Origin of the sequence: Pseudomonas sp. BCA17 (assembly GCF_004519405.1) — a bacterium.
Taxonomy (GTDB): domain Bacteria; phylum Pseudomonadota; class Gammaproteobacteria; order Pseudomonadales; family Pseudomonadaceae; genus Aquipseudomonas.
The window spans coordinates 232718-253616 of sequence record NZ_SGWI01000003.1; the positions used below are offsets into that span (position 1 = coordinate 232718).

Consider the following 20899-nt stretch of genomic DNA (forward strand, 5'->3'; position numbering starts at 1 on the left):
CTGGATTATTACGGTATACTGCGCGGCCTTCGGCCGGTCCAACCGGCCTGAATTTCGTACAACAAGCCACGCCGGTCTCCCGCGTGGCTTGTTGTTTTTTGACGCGCCTGCGGGCGCCCAGAGAGAAGAGGCACGACGATGAGTGCATTGGTTGGCGTGATCATGGGCTCCAAGTCCGATTGGTCCACCCTTAGCCACACCGCCGATATGCTGGAAAAACTCGGCATTCCCTACGAAGTGAAAGTGGTCTCCGCCCACCGCACTCCGGACTTGCTGTTCCAGTATGCCGATGAAGCAGAATCCCGTGGCATCGAAGTGATCATCGCCGGTGCTGGCGGTGCAGCACACCTGCCGGGCATGTGTGCGGCCAAGACCCACCTGCCGGTGCTCGGTGTGCCGGTGCAGTCGTCGATGCTCTCGGGCGTGGATTCGCTGCTGTCCATCGTACAAATGCCGGCTGGCATTCCGGTGGCGACCCTGGCGATCGGCAAAGCCGGTGCGATCAACGCAGCCTTGCTGTCCGCCAGCATCCTGGGCGCCAAGCACCCGCAATTCCACACGGTGCTGAAAAAATTCCGCGCTGAGCAGACAGACAGCGTGCTGGACAATCCAGACCCACGTATCGCCTGAGGTTTGTTGACGATGAAGATCGGTGTAATCGGTGGCGGCCAATTGGGCCGCATGCTGGCCCTGGCGGGAACGCCGCTGGGGATGAACTTCGCTTTCCTGGACCCGGCGCCTGACGCTTGCGCGGCAGCGCTTGGCGAACATTTGCGTGCAGACTACAGCGACCCGGAACACCTTCGCCAACTGGCCGACGAAGTCGATCTGGTGACCTTCGAGTTCGAAAGCGTCCCGGCCGAAACCGTGGCGTTCCTGTCGCAGTTCGTACCGGTGTACCCGAGTGCCGAAGCGCTGCGCATCGCCCGTGACCGCTGGTTCGAAAAAAGCATGTTCAAGGACCTGGGCATTCCGACCCCGGCCTTCGCCGACATCCAGTCCCAGGCGGACCTGGACGCTGCCGTCGCCAGCATCGGCCTGCCGGCCGTGTTGAAAACCCGCACCCTGGGTTACGACGGCAAGGGCCAGAAGGTCCTGCGTACCGAAGCCGATGTGGTCGGCACCTTTGCCGAGCTGGGCAGCGTCGCCTGCCTGCTGGAAGGCTTCGTGCCGTTCACCGGTGAAGTCTCGCTGATCGCCGTGCGTGCCCGTGATGGCGAAACCCGCTTCTACCCGTTGGTGCACAACACCCACGACAGCGGCATCCTCAAGTTGTCAGTGGCCAGCACTGACCACCCGCTGCAGGCCCTGGCTGAAGACTATTCCAGCCGCGTGCTCAAGCAACTGGACTACGTCGGCGTAATGGCGTTCGAGTTCTTTGAAGTCGACGGCGGCCTCAAGGCCAACGAAATCGCCCCGCGTGTGCACAACTCCGGGCACTGGACCACCGAAGGCGCTGAGTGCAGCCAGTTCGAAAACCACCTGCGGGCCGTCGCGGGCTTGCCGCTGGGGTCTACGGCCAAGGTCGGCGAGAGCGCCATGCTGAACTTCATCGGCACGGTACCTGCGGTCGAACGCGTCATCGCTATCGACGACTGCCATCTGCATCACTATGGCAAGGCCTTCAAGGCCGGGCGCAAGGTCGGTCACGCCAACCTGCGCTGCAAGGATCGCGCAACGTTGCAAGCGCAGATCCTCAAGGTTGAAGCGCTGATCGCCGAACAATAAGCCTGGGATCGTCGGGAACCATTTGGGGGCCGCCATCCTCTGATTGCAGGATGCCAAAGCCTAGCTAGGCTTTGGCATAGCTCACCTACATTCAGAGGGAAATGCCATGGGTATCATCGGAACCATCTTTATCGGCCTGATCGTCGGCCTGCTGGCGCGCTTCCTCAAGCCCGGCGACGACAGCATGGGTTGGATCATGACCATCCTGCTGGGTATTGCAGGCTCGCTGGTCGCCACCTACGGTGGTCAGGCTCTGGGCATTTACCAGGCAGGTCAAGGTGCGGGCTTCTTGGGTGCGTTGATCGGCGCGATCGTGCTGCTGGTGATCTACGGCCTGCTGAAAAAGAAATAATCCAAGCTTTGAACCCTCTGCGCTGCGCAGGTGCAGAGGGTTAGAATGCTCGCCACTTCGCAATTGCCGAGCTTCCCTATGCGCCGACTTCTGTTAACGCTTCTCTTGCTGGGCTCTGGCCTGGCGCACGCTGGCGAACTGCCGGAAACCGACTGGCTCGACCTGATGCCGCTTTCGGACCAGAAAGCGCTCGAAGCCATGCCCGAAATCGATCACAACTCTCCTGAAGCGCAAGGCACCTTCACCGACAAAGGCGGCTTGAAGCAGAGCAAAGGCTTGCCTGCGGTGATGTATTCCACCAAGACCGTGGCGGCCATGAACGGCAAGAACATCCGTATCGGCGGCTATCCCGTGCCGTTGGAAACTGATGCGAAGGGTCGTAGCACGTTGTTCTTCCTGGTGCCTTACCCGGGCGCCTGCATCCACGTGCCGCCTCCGCCGCCTAACCAGTTGGTGCTGGTGCGTTATCCCAAGGGGCTGAAGCTGGATGATATCTACACGCCGCTGTGGGTCACGGGCACGCTGAAGGTGGAGAAAGTGAATAACGACTTGGCCGACGCCGCGTATGCGCTGGATGCGGCGAAGGTGCGGGTGGTGAAGGAGTCCGATCTCTGAGGCACGACACATAACCGTATGTGGGAGGGAGCAAGCCCCCTCTCACATAGTTGATCGGGTCTATAAGGCGATAGCGGCGATGCTCAAACCCAGGGTGTGGCTTTCACCCGGAGCCAACGCCACTGTATCGTCCAGCACGTTCGCGGTCTCGATGCACAACATGCCCTGCCAGCCATCGTCGGCCATGTCATCTAATGCCTTGGCGCGCTCGGTCCAGGGATTCCACACCACGGTTGACTTCGAGCCCTGGCTGGTAAGCTGGATGCGGCGCTGCCAATCTTTATCGACAAGGTTCAGCTGCGCAGGCGTATCGAGGTAGATGCGGTCGGTCTCGGCGGTGAAGTGCAGCGGCCCGGCTTGGTGTTTCTTCGTCCAACCGTCAGCTGTATCGATGTATGAATGCTTATCCAGACCTTCAACCTGCACGTTGCGCACATCGCTCACGGCGAAGTAGGTGTGCAGCGCCTGGCTGAGGGTGACAGTGTCGGTGCCACGGTTATGGCTGGTCAGGCGGATATGCAGTTGATCGTCCAGCAGCAGGCTCAGCTTCAGGTCGACCTGATGGGGCCAGCCGGGAAAGCCGCCTGCAGGCACTGGGAGTAAGAAATCCAGCTGCAAGGCATCGGCAATTGGGGTCACCTCACCCAGTGTCCAGAGTGCTGTGCGCACAAAACCATGGGCACCGGCCGGCTGCTCGCTTTGACGCATCGCCTTCACGCTTTGCGGGTTGCGGTCGAATATGCCAAACCACGGCCAGCACACCGGTACACCGGTACGGATGCCTTTGCCTGTCTTGAACATCGCCTCAGGGTTCTGCCAGATCAACGGCTGCCCGCCCCGGCGCTGATAACTGACGATATGTGCGCCCTGCTGAGCAACCACCAGTTCGGCATCGTTATGGCGGATGCGCCAGCAATCCAGCTCGTCCAGTTTCACGGCTTCAATGTGGGGCGTAGGCATGGCAACACTCTCAAAAGGCAGGCAATGGGGCAATTGACCGTCAAAAACCGCTGAGGTTTAACGCGCGCGCGGCGGCACCGACCGTGTACGGCCGCTGCCATCGATGGCGACGAATACAAACACCGCCTCGGTAACCTTGCGCCATTCGCTGGACAGCGGGTCGTCGCTCCACACTTCGACCATCATCTGGATCGAGCTGCGGCCGATTTCCAGGGCCTGGGTATAGAAGGACAGCTGCGCGCCCACAGCCACGGGCACCAGGAACGCCATGCGATCGATCGCTACGGTGGCTACGCGCCCACCTGCGACCTTGCTGGCCATGGCGGTGCCGGCCAAGTCCATCTGCGCGACCAGCCAGCCGCCGAAGATGTCGCCAAAGCCGTTGGTTTCACGCGGGAGCGCAGTGATTTGCAGAGCGAGATCGCCTTGCGGGATAGGATCTTCTTGTTCGAGTTCGATCATGCCGAGGGTGCCTCTGACCTGTAACGCTTCATGGGTATTTCAAGTGGATAGCCGTCTTCGAAAAAAACGTTTCAGCACCAACATACACCGCTCAATGCATTTCTCGTAAGGCGTACTAAAGGGAAACTCTGCCAAATCGGCTGGATGGCACCCAACGACGTTTTGGCACAGCAGCCCCTCAAGACAGCGGGTCTGGCGCTTGCAAGGGCCGAGTATATCGAGACGATTGCGTCGCGACGACCTCCCGACGCTCATTTGGTCGGCAATTAGCGTCTGTAATGCGGCTTTTTCCGGTAACTGTGCTTCTTATTGCGGTTAGAGCGTATGAACCAGGCGTATTTTGCCCAGCCGAAGTGTTATTCGACGGGCGCTGTGCTTTTCCAGGCGATTTGCTATCTTGCCAGGCCCGATGCAAGTCCCGGGCTTGCCGTTCTGATTACTATAAGAGAAGCCTTGCCATGTCCTCCGTGCCCGCAAGCAGTGCGCAACCTTCGCGCCCGCTGACCCGCAACGACTATAAAACCCTGTCGCTGTCTGCCTTGGGCGGGGCGCTGGAGTTCTACGACTTCATCATTTTCGTGTTTTTCGCCACGGTGGTGGGGAAACTGTTCTTCCCTGTCGACATGCCTGAATGGCTGCGCATGATGCAGACTTTCGGCATCTTCGCCGCGGGCTACCTGGCACGTCCGCTGGGCGGCATCATCATGGCGCACTTCGGCGACTTGCTGGGCCGCAAGAAGATGTTCACCTTGAGTATCTTCATGATGGCCGTGCCGACCCTGATCATGGGGCTGCTGCCGACCTACGCGCAGATAGGCCTGTGGGCGCCGCTTCTGTTACTGCTGATGCGCGTCATCCAGGGCGCGGCAATTGGTGGCGAAGTTCCGGGCGCCTGGGTGTTCGTCTCCGAGCACGTTCCGTCCCGGCATATCGGCTACGCCTGCGGTACCCTGACCAGCGGCCTCACCGCCGGTATTCTGCTGGGCTCGCTGGTGGCCACGGCCATCAACACAATCTACAGCCCGGAGCAGGTCTCGGATTACGCCTGGCGTATCCCGTTCCTGCTTGGCGGTGTGTTCGGCCTGCTGTCGGTGTACCTGCGTCGTTGGCTGCATGAAACGCCGATCTTCGCCGAGATGCAGCAGCGCAAGACTCTGGCTGCCGAGTTGCCTTTACGTGCGGTACTGCGCGATCACCGTGGCGCCATCGTGCTGTCGATGCTGTTGACCTGGTTGCTGTCGGCGGGTGTCGTGGTGGTGATCCTGATGACCCCGACCGTGCTGCAGACCATCTACCACTTCAGCCCGACCGTGGCCCTGCAAGCCAACAGCCTGGCCATCGTCACCTTGAGCCTGGGCTGCATTGCCTCCGGCGCGCTGGCCGACCGCTTCGGTGCCGGCCGTGTGCTGGTCAGCGGTTGCGCACTGTTGCTGGCGACTTCGTGGACGCTGTATCACAGCCTGCTTGCCCATCCCGACTGGCTGTTCCCGCTGTATGCCTTGACCGGTCTGTTTGTCGGCACCATCGGTGTAGTGCCTTACGTGATGGTGAAAGCCTTCCCGCCCGTGGTTCGTTTCAGTGGTCTGTCATTTTCCTACAACGTCGCCTACGCCGTGTTCGGTGGCCTGACCCCATTGGCGGTGTCGCTGCTGATGAAGGAAAGTCCAATGGGCCCGGCTTATTACGTTGCTGTTCTGTGCGTGATGGGAATGGCCGTAGGCGGGTATCTCTGGAGACGTGCACGCTGATCGGCATTTGAAGATCCTTCCTACGTAGTCGCGTAGGGAGGGTCATAGATTACAGAGTGTTTCTGCAACCTCGCTTCATGCGCTTTTAATTCCTCGCAACTCCCGCATTCATTGAGCTTTATCCCTCCTGTCAGGTTTTCCATAAATGCTGGCCTTTCATCTAATTGTCATATTACAGACATAGAGTGTTCACACGGCCTACTGATACTTGGCCCCGATCCAACTATCCCTATCTGCTAGGAGCAAGGCATGAAACTGAAACGTTTGATGGCGGCAATGACTTTTGTCGCTGCTGGCGTTGCGACCGCCAACGCGGTGGCCGCTGGTGTTGATCCGGCAATTCCGGCGTACGTCAAGACCACTGGTGTGTCGGGCAACTTGTCCAGCGTCGGTTCCGATACCTTGGCTAACCTGATGACCCTGTGGGCTGAGGGTTACAAAAAGGAATACCCGAACGTCAACATCCAGATTCAAGCCGCTGGCTCTGCTACCGCGCCACCTGCGCTGACTGAAGGCACCTCCAACCTGGGCCCGATGAGCCGCAAGATGAAGGACACCGAACTGGCTGCCTTCGAGCAGAAGTACGGCTACAAACCAACCGCTATCCCGGTTGCCGTGGATGCCCTGGCCGTCTTCGTACACAAGGACAACCCGATCCAGCACCTGACCATGGAACAAGTCGACGCGATCTTCTCCTCGACTCGTCTGTGCGGCGCTAAAACCGACGTGAAAACCTGGGGCGACCTGGGCGTGACCGGCGATCTGGCCAACAAGCCAGTGCAACTGTTCGGTCGTAACTCGGTGTCCGGCACTTACGGTTACTTCAAAGAAGAAGCCCTGTGCAAAGGCGACTACAAGCCAAACGTGAACGAACAACCAGGTTCGGCTTCGGTCGTGCAGTCGATCAGCTCCTCGCTGAACGGCATCGGTTACTCGGGCATCGGCTACAAGACTGCAAGCGTGAAGACCGTTGCGCTGGCCAAGAAAGGCAGCACCGACTTCATCGAAGACAGTGAAGAAAACGCCCTGAACGGCAAATACCCGCTGTCGCGCTTCCTCTACGTCTACGTCAACAAAGCCCCGAACAAGCCTCTGGCTCCGCTGGAAGCTGAGTTCGTGAAGCTGGTGCTGTCCAAGCAAGGCCAGGAAGTTGTAGTGAAAGACGGCTACATCCCACTGCCAGCCAAAGTTGCCGCCAAGGCCCTGGCTGACCTGGGTCTGAAAGAAGGCGCCAAGTAAGCCTTCGGTAAAGCTGCCTTGAACCGGGCTCGCTCCACGGTTCAAGGCCCAGGCGAGGTCTGTAAGACCTGGACCTCGCCTCCCAATTTTTAATCCGCTGCAAGCCCTGCTACGCGGCGGATTTCTTGCGTCACTGCATTGTCATCTTTCTGTCATACAGGATCGCTAGGGTGTGCGCATGAATGATCTGGCCAATTCCACCATGACGACGACTTCCCCCCCCAAGCGCATTGATTTCAATACGCCTGAGCTGCAACGCAAGCGCCGCATTCGCGCGCTCAAAGATCGCCTGACCCGTTGGTACGTACTGGTCGGCGGTCTCGCCGTCCTCGGCGCCATTACCCTGATTTTCTTCTTCCTGGCCTACGTTGTTGCGCCGCTGTTCCAAGGTGCTTCGCTGACCAAGGAAGCCGCGTTGACGCCTGCATGGATGCAGGACGCCGGCAAGCCGCTGATGTTCGCCATCGAAGAACAGAACCAAGTCGCCATGCGGGTCTCCGACAAGGGCCAGGCGCTGTTCTTCGATGTACAGACCGGCGCCGAGCTCAAGCGTGTCGACCTGCCGCTGCCGGCCGGCAGCCAAGTGGTGTCTATCGGTCGAGACCAGCCAGGCAACCCGTTGGTGATCCTCGGTTTGTCCAATGGCCAGGCCCTGGTATTCCGCCACACCTATAAGGTGTCTTACCCGGACGGCAAGAAAACCATCAACCCGGCTGTGGAATACCCTTACGGTGAAACGCCGATTGTCCTCGACGATCAAGGTCGCCCACTGGAGCACGTCGCGCTCAACGCTACCGACTCTACGCTGGTGGTTGCCGGTTCCGCGGGTTCCTTCTTGAACGTGCTGAGCCTGAGCCGCGAAGAAAACATGATGACCGGCGAAGTGACCAGCGAGCAGAAGCGCATCGAGCTGCCGCAAATGACTGAGCCGGTGAAGGCGATCTTCATCGACCCGCGTCAGCAGTGGCTGTATGTGGTCAACGGTCGCGCCCTGGCCGATGTGTTCAGCCTGCGCGACAAGAGCCTCAACGGGCGCTACAAGCTGCTTGAAGACGGCACCGCCGAAATCACTGCCAGTACGCAGTTGGTGGGTGGCATCTCGCTGATCGTCGGTGACTCCAAGGGTGGCCTGGCCCAGTGGTTCATGGCCCGCGACCCGGATGGCGAACAGCGCCTGAAACAGATCCGCACCTTCCAGATGGGCACCGCGCCGATCGTGGAAATCACTGCTGAAGAGCGCCGCAAAGGCTTCACCGCCCTCGACGCCTCCGGCAAGTTCGGCGTGTTCCACAGTACTGCCCACCGCACCCTGCTGGTGGACCCGGTGGTTGATGGCCAAGGCTTGTTCGGCCTGTCGCCGCGCGCCAACCATGTGATCGTCGAAGCCGGCGGCAAACTGCAACCGCTGTTGCTGGACAACCCGCACCCGGAAGTGTCGTGGAGCGCGTTGTGGAGCAAGGTCTGGTACGAAAACTACGACGAGCCTAAATACGTCTGGCAATCGACCGCTGCCAACACCGATTTCGAACCCAAGATGAGCCTGGCGCCGCTGACTTTCGGTACGCTGAAAGCGGCGTTCTACGCCATGTTGCTGGCCGCACCGCTGGCTGTGGCCGCTGCGATCTACACTGCCTACTTCATGGCGCCGAGCCTGCGCCGCAAGGTCAAGCCGGTGATCGAGTTGATGGAGGCTATGCCGACGGTGATCCTCGGCTTCTTCGCCGGCCTGTTCCTGGCACCCTATGTTGAAGGGCATCTGCCGGGTATTTTCAGCCTGCTGATGCTGTTGCCGATTGGCATCTTGGTCGCCGGTTTCATCTTCAGCCGCTTGCCTGAATCGCTGCGCCTGCGGGTGCCGGATGGCTGGGAAAGCGCGATCCTGATCCCGGTGATCCTGTTCGTGGGCTGGCTCTCGTTGTACATGAGCCCCTACCTGGAGACCTGGTTCTTCGGCGGCGACATGCGCATGTGGATCTCCCACGACCTGGGCATCACCTACGACCAGCGTAATGCTCTGGTCGTCGGCCTGGCCATGGGCTTTGCCGTGATCCCGAACATCTACTCCATCGCCGAAGACGCGGTGTTCAGCGTGCCGCGTGGCCTGACCCTGGGTTCGCTGGCCCTGGGCGCCACGCCATGGCAGACCATGACTCGCGTGGTCATCCTGACCGCCAGCCCGGGTATCTTCTCGGCGCTGATGATCGGCATGGGCCGTGCCGTAGGCGAGACCATGATCGTGCTGATGGCCACCGGTAATACCCCGGTGATGGAAATGAACCTGTTCGAAGGTCTGCGCACCCTGGCAGCCAACGTCGCAGTGGAAATGCCGGAGTCTGAAGTGGGCGGCAGTCATTACCGCGTGCTGTTCCTCTCGGCGCTGGTACTGCTGCTGTTCACCTTCATCATGAACACCCTCGCCGAGTTGATCCGTCAGCGTCTGCGCAAGAAATACTCGTCGCTTTAAGAAAGGTAGAAGTCTGTGAAACAGAACTCCCTGAATGGATGGTTCAAGAGCGGCGCCCCCGGCGTCTGGATCAGCGGTGGCGCGGTGTCCATCGCGGTCATCATGACTATTGGCTTGCTGGCCGTGATTGCGGTGCGCGGCCTGGGCCACTTCTGGCCGGCGGACCTGATCCAGGCCAACTACAGCGTGCCCGGCCAGGAAAACCATATCGTCGTCGGCGAAGTGGTGCAGAAGGAAGAAGTGCCCCGCGAGCGTCTGAAAAGCGCCGGCTTGCCGGTGCCCGACCAGGGCCCGGAATTCATGACCCGCGAGCTGATCAAGGTCGGCAACCGTGACCTGAACGGCAACGATTTCACCTGGATCGTCGGCGATTGGTTGAAGGACCAGACCAAACCGGTCGACCTGATGGCCATCGAGCGTCGTGAATGGGGCAACTTCTATGGCACTCTGGTCAACGTCAAGGAGGATGGCAAAGTTGTTGCCGAAGGCGAGGCGGCGTGGCCTGAGTTGCAAGCCCGTGTCGAGCGCGTCAACAAGCTGGCTGCCCAGCTCAAGACGCTGGAGAAGTCTGATATCGGCGCGATCAACGCAGGCCTGGAGCGCATCCGCCTGCACGGCCGCAAGCTGGAGCTGGAAGGCAAGCTCGACGCCACGGCCCAGGCTGATATGGAGTCTGGTCGTGCCGAGCTGAACAATCGCTATAAAGAAGTCGAAGCACGCCTGGCCGACCTGCACACCCAGTTCAACCGCGACAGCCTGACCGCTCGCGACGCCAACGGCAAGGAAGTCGAAATCGGCATTGGTAAAGTGGTACATGCCTACCAGCCGAACGCCATGGGCACCCTGACCAAGATCGGCTTCTACTTCAGCAAGGTCTGGGAATTCCTCAGCGATGACCCACGGGAAGCCAACACCGAAGGCGGGATTTTCCCGGCGATCTTCGGCACCGTGATGATGACCCTGATCATGGCGATGATCGTGACGCCGTTCGGCGTGCTGGCGGCGGTGTACCTGCGTGAATACGCCAAGCAAAACGCTCTGACTCGCGTGATCCGCATCGCCGTGAACAACCTGGCGGGCGTACCGGCCATCGTTTACGGCGTGTTCGGCCTCGGTTTCTTCGTGTATGTATTGGGTGGCTCGGTCGACCGCTTGTTCTTCGCCGAAGCCCTTCCAGCTCCGACCTTCGGTACGCCAGGCCTGCTCTGGGCCTCGCTGACCCTGGCACTGCTGGCGGTGCCGGTGGTGATCGTGGCCACCGAAGAAGGCTTGGCGCGGATTCCCCGCACCGTGCGTGAAGGCTCGCTGGCGCTGGGCGCGACCAAGGCGGAAACGCTGTGGAAGATCGTGCTGCCGATGGCCAGCCCGGCAATGATGACCGGCATGATCCTCGCCGTGGCCCGTGCCGCTGGTGAAGTGGCGCCGCTGATGCTGGTCGGTGTGGTGAAACTGGCACCGTCGCTGCCGCTGGATGGCAACTACCCGTACCTTCACCTGGACCAGAAGATCATGCACTTGGGCTTCCATATCTACGACGTCGGCTTCCAGAGCCCGAACGTCGAGGCCGCGCGGCCGCTGGTGTATGCCACTGCCTTGCTGCTGGTGCTGGTGATCGCCACGCTCAACCTGTCGGCGGTGTGGATTCGTAACCATCTGCGCGAAAAATACAAAGCGTTGGATAGCTAAAGCTGTTAGCCACGAGCGGCAAGCTACAAGCCGCTTTTGCCCAAATCTTGCAGCTTGCAGCTAGAAGCTGGCAGCTACGAACGGAGTGAGACCATGCAACACGAAACCCACACCCACGGCATCAACATGTCGGCCCTGGGTCGCGACAAGCAGAGCCTGAGCCTGGCCCAGGAGACCGTAGCCATCGAAGTGCCGGGCCTGAGCCTGTACTACGGCGAGAAGCAGGCGCTGTTCGACGTCAGCATGAACATTCCCAAGCAACGCGTGACTGCCTTTATCGGCCCGTCCGGTTGCGGCAAGTCCACGCTGCTGCGTACGTTCAACCGCATGAACGACCTGGTGGACGGCTGCCGTGTGGAGGGCGCCATCAACCTTTACGGCAGCAACATCTACCGCAAGGGCGAAGATGTGGCCGAGTTGCGCCGTCGCGTGGGCATGGTGTTCCAGAAGCCGAACCCGTTCCCCAAGACCATCTACGAAAACGTGGTCTACGGCCTGCGCATCCAGGGCATCAACAAAAAGCGCATCCTCGACGAAGCGGTTGAGTGGGCTTTGAAAGGCGCAGCCCTGTGGGACGAGGTCAAGGACCGCCTGCACGACTCGGCGCTCGGCCTGTCCGGCGGCCAGCAGCAGCGTCTGGTGATTGCCCGTACCATCGCCGTGGAGCCGGAAGTGTTGCTGCTCGACGAACCGTGCTCGGCTCTCGACCCGATCTCGACCTTGAAGGTCGAAGAGCTGATCTACGAGCTCAAGTCCAAGTTCACCATCGTCATCGTGACCCACAACATGCAGCAGGCGGCACGGGTTTCCGACTACACCGCGTTCATGTACATGGGCAAGCTGGTGGAGTTCGGCGACACCGATACCCTGTTCACCAACCCGGCGAAGAAGCAGACCGAAGACTATATTACTGGCCGTTACGGCTAGCCCTAGCCGCAAGCCGCAAGCTTCAAGCGGCAAGTCAAAGCAGTTTGATCAACGACACACATCAGCTTGCAGCTTGTAGCTTGCGGCTTACAGCTTTTGCGGAGCAAAACCATGATTTCAAAGGAAGGCTTAACCCACCACATCTCTGCGCAGTTCAACGCCGAGCTTGAGGAAGTGCGCAGCCACCTGCTGGCGATGGGCGGGTTGGTGGAGAAACAAGTCAACGACGCCGTCACCGCGTTGATCGAGGCCGACTCGGGCCTGGCCCAGCAAGTGCGCGAGATCGATGAACAGATCAACCAGATGGAACGCAATATCGACGAAGAATGCCTGCGGATCCTGGCACGTCGCCAGCCGGCGGCGTCCGACCTGCGTTTGATCATCAGCATCTCCAAGTCGGTGATTGACCTGGAACGCATCGGAGACGAATCCACCAAGATCGCCCGTCGCGCCATTCAGTTGTGTGAAGAGGGTGAAGCGCCACGCGGTTACGTGGAAGTGCGCCACATCGGCGACCAGGTGCGCAACATGGTGCGCGATGCACTCGACGCATTTGCGCGCTTCGATGCCGAGTTGGCGTTGTCGGTGGCGCAGTACGACAAGGTCATCGACCGTGAGTACAAGACGGCGCTGCGCGAGCTGGCGACCTACATGATGGAAGACCCTCGCTCTATCTCGCGGGTCTTGAACATCATTTGGGTGCTACGCTCCCTGGAGCGTATCGGCGACCACGCGCGCAATATCTCGGAACTGGTGATTTACCTGGTACGCGGCACCGACGTACGGCACATGGGCCTCAAACGCATGAAAGCCGAAGTTGAAGGTACTGTTGATCAAATCCCTAATGTTCCAGGCGAAACTGACGATAAGTAAGGTTGCCCGAGAAATTAACGCCCGGCCTTTGGTCGGGCGTTTTTGTTTGTGGCCTCGAATTTTTTGCACAGCTGGAGTAATAAAGTCCTTCTGTGACCCGCGAGTTTTGGCAAAATGCCACCAGTCAGGCGTTTTGCGTGCCGAAGTTTTTATAGGATGAAGGGTCGATGAGTAAAGTCAGTGTATTGGTGGTGGACGACGCCTCGTTTATCCGCGACCTAGTGAAGAAGTGCCTGCGCAACTACTTCCCCGGGATCAAGATCGAAGACGCGGTAAACGGTAAAAAGGCGCAATCCATCCTGATGCGCGAGACCTTCGACCTGGTGCTGTGCGACTGGGAAATGCCCGAAATGTCCGGCCTTGAGCTGCTGACCTGGTGCCGTGAACAGGCCCACCTCAAGGCTATGCCGTTCGTGATGGTGACCAGCCGTGGCGACAAGGAAAACGTGGTTCAGGCGATCCAGGCGGGGGTTTCCGGCTACGTCAGCAAACCCTTCACCAACGAGCAACTGCTGAACAAGGTCAAGCAGGCTTTGCACAAGGTCGGCCGTCTCGACGCGTTGATCGCCAGCGCACCGACCAAAGTGAGCTCGGCGTTCGGCAACGACTCCCTGAGCGCCCTGACCGGCGGTAAACCTGAGGCCACGCGTGCCTCTCCCGTCGCCGCCGCCGTCGCCACCCCGAGCAAAGGCTTGCTCAACAACCCGCCTGTACAGGCGCCTGCAGCCGCGCCGACCGGTAGCCGCGGCCAGGGCCAACTACGACTGTCCAGTGGCAGCCAGCAGTGCGTGATCAAGGCGCTGAGCATCAAGGAAGCGCTGTTGGTGGTGCGTCGCGGCGAGATCCTGCCTCAGGTACTGGAAAGCGCGGTACTCGACCTTGAACAAGGCGAAAACGCCGAGGTCGCCCGCTTGAACGGCTACCTGCACGCGATCGTCGCTTACGAGCCCAAGCCCGACAGTGACTGGCTGCAACTGACCTTTCGGTTTATCGACCAGGATGCGCAGAAGCTCGACTACATCTCGCGCCTGATCGCCCGGGGCACGGCGCAGAAGCACTTTGTGCCAGGTGCGTAGCTGACCGGGCTACACCTGCCTGTGTGGAAGGGCTTGCTGGATGAGGGTGTACCCGTCAACTCATCCAGTGCCTGACGCCCCGCATCGAGAGCAACCCGAGGCATTCGATTTTCATCGCGGCACACAGCATTGTCATGATCGCTTGTTAGCCTGCCGATCAGTCATTCCGGCAGGTTCACGCGATGATCATGCGCTTTCTGCTTTGCTGCGGGCTGGCAACGGTCGCCCTGTCGACCCAGGCCATGACCCTCTACAAATCCACCGATGCCAATGGCGAGGTGTTTTTCAGTGATCGGCACACCCCCGGCGCCCAGGCGTTCGTAATCCAGGAACGCCGGATCGAGCGGGTCAAGCGGCCTGTGCGGGAACTGCCTATGCCGAGTTATCCACAGCAGGCCTACCGTTACCCTTTTCCCTGGCGTGGTGGTCCGTTTCGCCTGTCGCAGGGCCCCAACGGCAGCTTCAGCCACACCGACGCCAAGAGTCGCTACGCCATGGACATTGCCATGCCCGAAGGCACGTCCATCATTGCAGCGCGTAGCGGAGTCGTGGTGAAGACCGAAAACAACCAGGCCGGACGCGGCAACGACGCGTCCGGCAATTTCGTGCGGGTGCGACACGATGACGGTACCGAGGGCGTATACCTGCACCTCAAGCAAGGCTCGGTGAGTGTCAGGGTCGGGCAGCGTGTCGGGCTGGGCACACCGCTGGCGTTGTCGGGCAATACCGGCAACAGCAGCGGGCCGCATCTGCATTTCGTGGTGCAGCGCGCTACCGAGGCGGGGCTGGTGTCGATCCCCTATGAGTTCAACCAGCCGGTAGGCACATTGCCCAACTTTGCGTTGGGCAATTGAGGGATCAATCCAGCAGCAGGACCTTGGCCAACACGATCTTCGGCCCCTTCATTTTCTTGATGATGATGCGCAAGCCTTCCACTTCCAACACTTCTTCCTCTTCGGGCACCCGCTTCAAGGTGTCGTAGATCAGGCCGGCCAGGGTTTCGGCTTCGATGTGGTCCAGGTCCACACCCAGCAGGCGTTCCACCTTGAACAGCGGGGTATCGCCGCGCACCAGCAGTTTGCCGGGCTGGTAGGCGAGGATGCCGCGCTCAGCCTTACGGTGTTCGTCCTGGATATCGCCCACCAGCACTTCAAGCACGTCTTCCATGGTCAGGTAGCCGATGACTTTGCCGTCGGCTTCTTCCACCAGGGCAAAGTGCGCGCCGCCTTTGCGGAACTGCTCCAGCAACTGCGACAGCGGCATATGCCGCGACACGCGTTCCAATGGTCGAGTCAGCTCGGCGAGGTTGAACGACTCGGGGATGTGGTCCAGGGCCGCCAATTCCAGCAGCAGGTCCTTGATGTGCAGCAGGCCGACAAACTCGTTGCGCACTGCGTCGTACACCGGGTAGCGGCTGAATTTGTGGCGGCGGAACAGTGCGAGGATTTCCTTGAGCGGGGCGTTGAAGTCCAGGGTGACCATGTCTTCCCTGGAGTTGGCCCAGTCCACCACTTCCAGCTCGCCCATTTCCACGGCGGAGGCCAGTACGCGCATGCCTTGGTCGCTCGGGTCCTGGCCGCGGCTGGAGTGCAGGATCAGCTTGAGCTCTTCGCGGCTGTAATGGTGCTCATGGTGCGGGCCGGGCTCGCCTTGGCCGGCGATGCGCAGGATGGCGTTGGCGCTGGCGTTAAGCAGGTAGATCGCCGGGTACATGGCCCAGTAGAACAGGTACAGCGGCACCGCTGTCCACAGCGACAGCAGCTCGGGTTTGCGGATGGCCCAGGATTTGGGGGCCAATTCGCCGACCACGATGTGCAGGTAGGAAATCACGAAGAAGGCCGCAAAGAACGACACGCCCCTGATCACTTCTGGCGACTGCACGCCCACGGCATCCAGCAACGGCTCAAGGATATGCGCAAAGGCCGGCTCACCGACCCAACCCAGGCCCAGGGAGGCGAGGGTGATACCCAGCTGGCAGGCCGACAGGTAAGCGTCGAGCTGGCTGTGCACGGTGCGCAGGATCTGCCCGCGCCAACCGTTCTTGTGGGCGATGGCCTCGACCCGGGTGGCGCGCAGTTTGACCATGGCAAATTCCGCCGCAACGAAGAAACCGTTGAGCAGTACCAGGACCAGTGCGAAAAGAATCATGCCGAAGTCGGCGAAGAGTGAAGCGAGGGTGATACCAGGGGAAGGGTCCATGATGGAGTTTTGCAGGTTCCGTGTGTTCAATAAGAGGTGAAAGGTGAGCCGCAAAGGTCGGCGCAAGTCGGCCAATGTAGCGGCTGACGGGGCGCTTGCCTAGTACCCGCTGCCGGGCGGGATAAGGAAGGCAATCCTGGACGATGCAGACTCAGTAGGGGAGCGGGCTTGCTCCCACATTCAGTCCAGCATCGTTTTCAGGTTATTCATCTGCGCCGATCGCTCGCGAGCGGGTCACCTGGGCCGGCGGGAAATGGCAGGTAAAGGTGCTGCCGTGGCCCAGTACGCTGCTGATTTCCAGTCGTGCGCGGTGGCGCAGCAGCACATGTTTGACGATGGCCAGGCCCAGCCCCGTGCCGCCAGTGTTGGAGTTGCGGCTGGAGTCGACACGGTAGAAGCGCTCCGTCAGGCGTGGCAGGTGCTTGGCGTCGATACCGATGCCGGAGTCCTGCACGCTCAGGTGCGCGCCGTGTTCGTCGGCCCACCAGCGGATGCGGATATTGCCATTGTCCTGGGTGTACTTGACGGCGTTGAACACCAGGTTGGAGAACGCACTGCGCAATTCGCCTTCGCTGCCTTTGAGCAGCAGCAACGGGTCGGCTTCCAGGGTGATGTGCTGGCCGCGCTCGCCGGAGAGAGCCTGGGCATCATTCTTGATGGTCTGCAACAGGCTCTGCACGGTCACCGGGTGGTTGTCCGAGGGGTAATCGGTCGCCTCAAGCTTGGCCAGCAGCAACAGATCGTTGAGCAGGGTCTGCATGCGTGAGCCTTGCTGCTGCATCTGTTGCAGGGCGCGGTTCCAGCGCGGGTTGATCTCGTCGACATTGTCCAGCAGCGTCTCCAGATAACCGCAGATCACCGTCAACGGCGTGCGCAGCTCGTGGGAGACATTGGCGACGAAGTCTTTGCGCATCTGTTCCAACTGGTGGATGCGGGTCACGTCGCGCACCAGCATCAAGTGTTCGTTGTTGCCGTAGCGGGTCAAGTACAGTTGGATGCGCACACGGTCATTGGTGGGCGAGGGAATTTCCAGGGCTTCTTCGTAATTGTCCTGCTCAAAGTATTCCTTGAAGCGGGGATGACGCACCAGGTTGGTGACCGGCTGGCCACTGTCCTGAGGCGTCTTGAGGCCCAGCAGAGTCTCGGCGGCGCGGTTCCACCATTCCAGGTTGCCATCGCTGTCGAGCATGATCACCGCGTCTTTGAGCGCCGCGGTGGATTCCTGCACCCGGTCGATCACCGCTTGCAGTCGCCCGCGCACCCGTTGGTCGCGGCGTTGCAGGTGGTAGATGCTGTCGAACACCTCGCCCCACAGGCCATAGCCGTCGGGTGGTGCTTCGTCGGGTTTGTGTTGGCGCAGCCACTCATGCAGACGCAGCAATTGTTTGAGGGTCCAGCCCAGATACAGGCCCAGACCGACAGCCAGACTCCAGCCGTAATAACCGCTGATCAAGCCTACCAGCAGGCAGCCGGTGATCAGCAAAAGCATGTGACGGATCAGGGTGCCATGCCAGTTTTGGTTCACTTTGAATCCTTCAAAGCAGCAAGTTTCAAGCTGCAAGCTTCAAGTTAGAGCGGTGCGGCTGTTATCTTGCCGCTCCTGGCTGAGGGCTTGCAGCTCAACCTTTGGTTGAAAACCGATAGCCAGTGCCGCGCACGGTTTGTACCAGATTCTCGTAGGCATCGCCCAAGGCTTTGCGCAGGCGGCGGATATGCACGTCCACGGTGCGCTCTTCCACATACACGTTGCCGCCCCACACCTGGTCCAGCAATTGGCCGCGAGTGTAGGCGCGCTCCTGGTGGGTCATGAAAAACTGCAGCAGGCGGTATTCGGTCGGGCCCATTTCGGCAGGCTTGCCGTCAATGGTCACGCGGTGGCTGATCGGGTCCAGCAGCAGGCCGCCGACTTCAATCGGGGCTTCGCCATCGGTGGGGCCGGCGCGGCGCAGTACGGCCTTCAGGCGCGCTACCAGTTCCCGTGGGGAAAAGGGTTTGGTGATGTAGTCATCAGCGCCCACTTCCAGGCCCTGGATCTTGTTGTCTTCTTCGCCCTTGGCGGTGAGCATGATGATCGGGATATCCCCGGTCAGCTCATCACGCTTGAGACGGCGGGCCAGTTCAATACCGGAGGTGCCGGGCAGCATCCAGTCCAGCAGGATCAGGTCCGGCTTGCGGTCGACGATAATGGCATGGGCCTGCTGGGAATTTTCCGCCTCCAGGCAGTCATAGCCGGCCATTTCCAACGCAACGGCGATCATCTCGCGGATGGGCGCTTCGTCGTCGACGATCAGAATGCTCCTGCCAACCATGCCTAAATCCTCTTGTCATTTAACTGTCTTGCGCCGCATTAGATAACGGAATTATTGCAGTCGTGTGACAGTAATTTAGTCGTTTGGGCAATTTGCGTCGCTCTGGGCTACGCTTTGGGACCGAATCCTGACAACCACAAAAGGAAGGTTCCGATGACTCAAAGTACGTTTTCCTGGAAAGCCCTGCTGGTCACGGCTGCGCTGACGCTGCCGACGCTGGCATTCGCGGCGGAACCGGCGATGACCAAAGACGGGATGCTGGTCGACCACAAGGGCATGACGCTCTACACCTTCGACAAGGATGCCGACGGCAAGTCAGTGTGCAAGGACCAGTGCGCGACCAATTGGCCACCGTTGAAGGCTGAGTCCACCGATAAGTCGATGGGTGACTGGACGGTGATCACCCGTGATGACCAGAGCAGCCAATGGGCCTACAAAGGCAAGCCGGTGTACACCTACAAGGACGACAAAAAGGCGGGTGACAAGGCCGGGGATGGCAAGGGCGGCGCGTGGCACGTGATCAAGCCTTGATGACGCGGGGCCGCTGAAATCGCCCGCTCCCACAGGGGAACACATTGCAACTGTGGGAGCGGGCTTGTCCTCGATGGCGGCGGGGCAGCCGCCACAACAACCTCAGCGCAACGCATAGTCCGCGACAATGCCCACAAAAATCGCCAACCCTGCCCAGTGGTTGTGCAGGAACGCCTTGAAGCACTTCAGCCGGTCCTTGTCCCGGGTGTACCAGAACTCCCATGCAAAACAGCCCGCCGCGGCCAGCAATCCCAAGTGAAACCAGCCCCCCAGTTCGAACCTGGCACCCGCCAGCAGCAGGCAGGCCAGCGACAGGCCCTGCAGCGTGAGGATGATCACGCGGTCGGCATCGCCGAACAGGATGGCCGTGGACTTCACGCCGATCTTCAGGTCATCGTCGCGGTCGGTCATGGCGTAATAAGTGTCGTAACCCACCGTCCACAGCAGATTGGCGATGTACAGCAACCACGCGGTGGCAGGCAGGTGGCCGGTTTCAGCAGTGAACGCCATCGGCATACCCCACGAAAACGCCGCGCCCAGCACGACTTGCGGGTAATAGGTGTAGCGCTTCATGAACGGATAGCTGGCCGCCAGTGCCAGGCCACCGAGGGACAGCAGGATGGTGGTGGCATTGGTCAGCAGTACCAGCAGAAAGCTGATCCCCATCAGGACGGCAAAAAACACCAACGCTTCCCTGGAGCTGATCTTTCCGCTCACCAGCGGGCGTTGCTCGGTGCGTTTCACATGGCCGTCAACCTTGCGGTCGGCCCAGTCGTTGATCACGCAGCCGCCAGCGCGAGTCAGCACCACGCCCAGCACGAAGATCACAATATTGATAAAGGACGGCGAGCCCTTGCCGGCGATCCACAGCGCCCATAACGTCGGCCACAGCAGCAGGTAAATGCCGATGGGCTTGTCCATGCGGGTCAACTGAATGAAGTCCCAGGCCCTGGGGTTCAGGTGGTTCAAGGATTTGAGCAGACGTTGATACATCAGCGGTTCTCCGGATGATCATGCAGCGCATGCCAGACGCTGGGCAGGAAAATTTCCGCGACCAGCACGCTCAGTGGCCCGCGATCAAAGCGCGAGCGACGGCCCCAGAGGCCATCGGCCTGATGCGCAGTGGGTAGCCACTGTCTGGGGTAGTGGCACACTTCGATGGCCTGACGGACGAAAGCGTGGTCGCAGAACAGTAATTCCCCCAGGGAACGGCTACCCAGCTCATCCATATGCAGGCCATCGCCTTGCAGGGCACTGCGTGCCGCCACGCTGCGGGCAAACACCCACGGCTGGCCATCACCGCGCAGATACACCTCGCGCACCCAGCCGACGGTGGCTGCAGGCAAGCCCAGCGCCACGCATTCATCATCGCGCAACGGCTGCCAGCCCTCGAACAACGGTGTAACGCTGAAGCCGTCGTTGGACAGTCGCGTCAGCCGGCGTGTCAGCGAGTCTTCATTGAACAGCCAATTGAGGATCAGGGGCTCGGGCAACGGGCTCAGAAGGCTCTGGGGCAGCCATTGGCAAGCATCGGGAAGGGCGATTGAGTGCGGCACGGTGAGTCAGTATTGGCAGCAAAAGAGGCGGCGAGCTTACCATGGCGTCCTGAACTTTTGCCGGGGTGAACCGGCCTTGTGCGTCGATCATGCTTGCATCTGCCGGCCCCGATCAGTACAAAACGCCGTGAGCCGCACGGCAACGTTGGTCTATCGACCGTCGGCCAAGATGCC

The 20899-nt window shown here is 60.3% G+C and carries 20 protein-coding genes; 13 read left to right on the forward strand and 7 right to left on the reverse strand.

The features are described 5' to 3' along the window. Positions 1 to 138: 138 nt before the first annotated feature. From purE to EXW71_RS13575, 4 genes are all read left to right on the forward strand, one after another. On the forward strand, positions 139 to 630 hold the full coding sequence (gene purE, locus EXW71_RS13560) for a 5-(carboxyamino)imidazole ribonucleotide mutase (protein WP_078827523.1): 492 nt from the start codon (positions 139 to 141) through the stop codon (positions 628 to 630). A 12-nt stretch (positions 631 to 642) separates the two neighbouring features. After that, positions 643 to 1728, forward strand: coding sequence for a 5-(carboxyamino)imidazole ribonucleotide synthase (locus tag EXW71_RS13565; protein ID WP_123716597.1), 1086 nt, complete (start codon positions 643 to 645; stop codon positions 1726 to 1728). A gap of 106 nt (positions 1729 to 1834) precedes the next feature. Then, on the forward strand, positions 1835 to 2080 hold the full coding sequence (locus tag EXW71_RS13570; protein WP_058424295.1) for a GlsB/YeaQ/YmgE family stress response membrane protein: 246 nt from the start codon (positions 1835 to 1837) through the stop codon (positions 2078 to 2080). Between the two features lie 78 nt (positions 2081 to 2158). Continuing rightward, the gene (locus tag EXW71_RS13575) at positions 2159 to 2695 is read left to right on the forward strand and encodes a DUF3299 domain-containing protein (RefSeq protein ID WP_134659487.1); all 537 of its coding nucleotides are present in this window, start codon (positions 2159 to 2161) and stop codon (positions 2693 to 2695) included. Between the two features lie 60 nt (positions 2696 to 2755). Here the strand turns inward: EXW71_RS13575 and EXW71_RS13580 are convergent, their stop codons facing one another. After that, positions 2756 to 3655, reverse strand: a complete 900-nt coding sequence (locus tag EXW71_RS13580) for a D-hexose-6-phosphate mutarotase (protein WP_134659485.1) — start codon at positions 3653 to 3655, stop codon at positions 2756 to 2758. A gap of 57 nt (positions 3656 to 3712) precedes the next feature. After that, positions 3713 to 4117: an acyl-CoA thioesterase gene (locus tag EXW71_RS13585; protein WP_007896491.1), complete on the reverse strand. Its 405-nt coding sequence runs from the start codon at positions 4115 to 4117 to the stop codon at positions 3713 to 3715. A gap of 458 nt (positions 4118 to 4575) precedes the next feature. Here EXW71_RS13585 and EXW71_RS13590 point away from each other — a divergent pair, with 458 nt between their 5' ends. The 8 genes from EXW71_RS13590 to EXW71_RS13625 all read left to right on the forward strand — a co-directional run bounded on the left by EXW71_RS13590 (position 4576) and on the right by EXW71_RS13625 (position 14984). Then, on the forward strand, positions 4576 to 5865 hold the full coding sequence (locus EXW71_RS13590; RefSeq protein WP_123716595.1) for an MFS transporter: 1290 nt from the start codon (positions 4576 to 4578) through the stop codon (positions 5863 to 5865). A gap of 249 nt (positions 5866 to 6114) precedes the next feature. Further along, positions 6115 to 7104 carry a phosphate ABC transporter substrate-binding protein PstS gene (locus EXW71_RS13595; RefSeq protein ID WP_123716594.1) on the forward strand — a complete coding sequence of 330 codons (990 nt, stop codon included), beginning with the start codon at positions 6115 to 6117 and terminating at the stop codon, positions 7102 to 7104. Between the two features lie 430 nt (positions 7105 to 7534). Continuing rightward, a complete protein-coding gene (locus EXW71_RS13600; protein WP_177421596.1) occupies positions 7535 to 9568 on the forward strand; it encodes an ABC transporter permease subunit in 2034 nt (677 codons plus the stop codon). A gap of 15 nt (positions 9569 to 9583) precedes the next feature. Continuing rightward, positions 9584 to 11254: a phosphate ABC transporter permease PstA gene (gene pstA / locus EXW71_RS13605; protein WP_123716592.1), complete on the forward strand. Its 1671-nt coding sequence runs from the start codon at positions 9584 to 9586 to the stop codon at positions 11252 to 11254. A 93-nt stretch (positions 11255 to 11347) separates the two neighbouring features. Then, the gene (gene pstB / locus EXW71_RS13610; protein WP_134659483.1) at positions 11348 to 12181 is read left to right on the forward strand and encodes a phosphate ABC transporter ATP-binding protein PstB; all 834 of its coding nucleotides are present in this window, start codon (positions 11348 to 11350) and stop codon (positions 12179 to 12181) included. Between the two features lie 111 nt (positions 12182 to 12292). Continuing rightward, a complete protein-coding gene (phoU, locus tag EXW71_RS13615; protein ID WP_123716590.1) occupies positions 12293 to 13054 on the forward strand; it encodes a phosphate signaling complex protein PhoU in 762 nt (253 codons plus the stop codon). A 167-nt stretch (positions 13055 to 13221) separates the two neighbouring features. After that, complete coding sequence (locus EXW71_RS13620) at positions 13222 to 14130, forward strand: response regulator (protein WP_123716589.1); 909 nt, start codon at positions 13222 to 13224, stop codon at positions 14128 to 14130. Between the two features lie 182 nt (positions 14131 to 14312). Then, positions 14313 to 14984 (forward strand): peptidoglycan DD-metalloendopeptidase family protein, encoded by a 672-nt coding sequence (locus EXW71_RS13625; RefSeq protein WP_123716588.1) that lies wholly within the window; start codon positions 14313 to 14315, stop codon positions 14982 to 14984. A 4-nt stretch (positions 14985 to 14988) separates the two neighbouring features. Here the strand turns inward: EXW71_RS13625 and EXW71_RS13630 are convergent, their stop codons facing one another. The 3 genes from EXW71_RS13630 to phoB all read right to left on the reverse strand — a co-directional run bounded on the left by EXW71_RS13630 (position 14989) and on the right by phoB (position 18638). Next, a complete protein-coding gene (locus EXW71_RS13630) occupies positions 14989 to 16329 on the reverse strand; it encodes a hemolysin family protein (RefSeq protein ID WP_134659481.1) in 1341 nt (446 codons plus the stop codon). Between the two features lie 202 nt (positions 16330 to 16531). Further along, on the reverse strand, positions 16532 to 17818 hold the full coding sequence (gene phoR, locus EXW71_RS13635; protein WP_248731520.1) for a phosphate regulon sensor histidine kinase PhoR: 1287 nt from the start codon (positions 17816 to 17818) through the stop codon (positions 16532 to 16534). 130 nt (positions 17819 to 17948) lie between these two features. Next, positions 17949 to 18638, reverse strand: coding sequence for a phosphate regulon transcriptional regulator PhoB (gene phoB / locus EXW71_RS13640; protein WP_003176964.1), 690 nt, complete (start codon positions 18636 to 18638; stop codon positions 17949 to 17951). Between the two features lie 153 nt (positions 18639 to 18791). On the opposite strand from phoB, the gene EXW71_RS13645 reads away from it, so the two are divergent. Continuing rightward, positions 18792 to 19169 (forward strand): hypothetical protein, encoded by a 378-nt coding sequence (locus EXW71_RS13645; RefSeq protein WP_123716585.1) that lies wholly within the window; start codon positions 18792 to 18794, stop codon positions 19167 to 19169. Positions 19170 to 19271: 102 nt separating this feature from the next. On the opposite strand, the gene ubiA is transcribed toward EXW71_RS13645, so the two are convergent. Together ubiA and EXW71_RS13655 are read right to left on the reverse strand one after the other, a co-directional pair. Beyond that, complete coding sequence (ubiA, locus tag EXW71_RS13650) at positions 19272 to 20162, reverse strand: 4-hydroxybenzoate octaprenyltransferase (RefSeq protein ID WP_123716584.1); 891 nt, start codon at positions 20160 to 20162, stop codon at positions 19272 to 19274. Then, positions 20162 to 20725, reverse strand: a complete 564-nt coding sequence (locus tag EXW71_RS13655) for a chorismate lyase (protein WP_134659479.1) — start codon at positions 20723 to 20725, stop codon at positions 20162 to 20164. Before EXW71_RS13655 ends, ubiA begins: the two co-directional genes overlap by 1 nt. Positions 20726 to 20899: the final 174 nt, after the last annotated feature.